The organism is Rhizobium sp. 18055 (assembly GCF_902706285.1).
Taxonomy (GTDB): Bacteria; Pseudomonadota; Alphaproteobacteria; order Rhizobiales; family Rhizobiaceae; genus Rhizobium.
The window spans coordinates 1-561 of record NZ_CACSKD010000132.1 but is presented as its reverse complement, the minus strand read 5'-3'; the positions used below and the strand labels follow the sequence as shown (position 1 = coordinate 561).

The window sequence follows — 561 nt, the reverse complement described above, 5'->3', positions numbered from 1 at the left end:
CGCAGGCCCCGTATCGAGAAGAACCGGAACCGCGCGGGGAACGCGAAGTACTCGTGCAGCAGCCGGTGGCCCTGGAAGCTGCGGTGCGTGTAGGGCAGCAGCGCCTGCGACTGCTCGTAGCCTTCGGGCTGCACGGCATCGGCCGGCAACTGCGCCCAGACGCGCGACGGGTCCTGCGCGTCGTGCACGATCACGCCGGTGACCGAATCGTGGATCAGCTCCTGCAGGTGCGAGGCGACGGTGTCGACGGCGGAGATGTGCAGGTCCAGCCGGTCCATGCGCAGCGCCCGCCACTGCGCCGCACCGCGCACGCCCAGCGTGAAGCGCAGGTGCCCGGCGGCCTCTTCCGCCAGCCCGAAGCGCGACAGCGGCAGATCGAGCGGCGGCCCGCCCAGGCGCGCCTGCAGCAGGTCGATCGGCCGCAGCGTGATCGCATGCCCCGTGCGGAAATCGCAGGGGGTCTGGTCCTCGGCGGTCTTGCGCGCGCGGATCACGCTGCCGGCCTCCAGCGTGTAGCCTTCCGCCAGGCTGCCCTCGGTGCCGCTCGGCTCCATCTGCACC

The 561-nt window shown here is 72.2% G+C and carries 1 protein-coding gene; it reads right to left on the bottom strand.

All coding sequences use genetic code 11. The features are described from left to right. A partial coding sequence (locus tag GVL52_RS31735; RefSeq protein ID WP_200847958.1) for a type VI secretion system baseplate subunit TssF occupies nucleotides 1–561 on the bottom strand: 561 nt, incomplete at both ends.